The organism is Acinetobacter calcoaceticus, from assembly GCF_051947995.1.
Classification (GTDB): Bacteria; Pseudomonadota; Gammaproteobacteria; order Pseudomonadales; family Moraxellaceae; genus Acinetobacter.
Genome location: NZ_JBLVVH010000059.1, coordinates 1 through 226, shown reverse-complemented (window position 1 = coordinate 226; position 226 = coordinate 1). Strand labels below are relative to the sequence as shown.

Sequence of the window (226 nt, the reverse complement as noted above, 5' to 3'; positions counted from 1 at the left end):
CGGTAGAAGCCGCGCCAGGCCGGGTCGCAATCGGCCAGGCCGGGACGCGAGCGCTCGAAGGTCTCCACCGCGTTGGGATCGGGGAGCGAAGCCAGGGTGGCGCCCTCGCCGAAGCGGCCGAACTCGCCGAACTCCTTGCGTCGTCCCTCGCGGACCGCGTCCGCCAGTTCGCCCTGGTGATCGGTGAAATACAGGAACGGTTCGCGCGCGGCGCATTCCTCGCCCA

The 226-nt window shown here is 70.8% G+C and carries 1 protein-coding gene; it reads right to left on the bottom strand.

The annotated features are described in order from the left end of the window. A partial coding sequence (locus tag ACNQO6_RS18540; protein ID WP_440209925.1) for a hypothetical protein occupies window positions 1-226 on the bottom strand: 226 nt, incomplete at both ends.